This window comes from Burkholderia sp. Tr-862, assembly GCF_011753085.1.
Lineage (GTDB): Bacteria > Pseudomonadota > Gammaproteobacteria > Burkholderiales > Burkholderiaceae > Burkholderia > Burkholderia ambifaria.
Genome location: NZ_VWWG01000404.1, coordinates 1 through 700, shown reverse-complemented (window position 1 = coordinate 700; position 700 = coordinate 1). Strand labels below are relative to the sequence as shown.

Sequence of the window (700 nt, the reverse complement as noted above, 5' to 3'; positions counted from 1 at the left end):
GTCGCGACACCCGGGGCGCTGGCGAGCCCGCGCTCGCGCGCGCGGCGGATCACGGCCGCGTCGCTGTGCGGCATCACGATCAGCGTGCCGCCGGCGTCCTGCACGCGGTCGACGAATTCGGCGCGCAGCACGGTGCCCGCGCCGACGATCATGTCGTCCGGCAACGCGCGCCGCAGCGCCGCGATGCTGCCGAACGGATCGGGCGAGTTGAGCGGCACCTCGACGATCCGCAAGCCGGCTTCGTGCAGCGCGAGGCCGTGGTCGGCCGCTTCGGCGGGCGTGATGCCGCGCATGATCGCGATCAGCGGGCACGCGTCGAACGCCCGCATCAACGCGGGATGCGGCGTGTACGGCGCGGGCAACGTCAGTTCGGACGACATCGAGGGTTCCTCTTCAATCGGTTCATTGATCGGCGCAGACGGGCTCGCCGTCCGCGCGCACGAGTCCGGCACGTGATGCGATCTGCCACAGGCCGCGCTCGGTCGCCTGCGCGACGACGCGCGCATGCAGGCAGCCGAACACGCGCAGCGCGTCGACATAGCGCGCGCACAATCCGTCGTCGCCGATCAGCAGCAGCGGCTGGTTCGCGAGCGCGACACCGCGCTCCGCGAGCATCGCGTCGAGCGCGCCGAGTTCGTGGCCGATCAGCAGGCCGGACAGGTAGTCGGCGCGCTCGACGCGATGCTCGCGGAGCGAGAAC

General features: G+C 72.0%; 1 protein-coding gene and 1 pseudogene. Both read right to left on the bottom strand.

Annotation, left to right across the window (positions count from 1 at the left end; translation table 11 throughout):
- A pseudogene (locus F3J14_RS35160) lies at nucleotides 1-380 on the bottom strand (2-dehydro-3-deoxy-6-phosphogalactonate aldolase); the annotation flags it as partial.
- A 22-nt stretch (nucleotides 381-402) separates the two neighbouring features.
- A partial coding sequence (locus F3J14_RS35155; protein WP_166726783.1) for a 2-dehydro-3-deoxygalactonokinase occupies nucleotides 403-700 on the bottom strand: 298 nt, incomplete at its 5' end.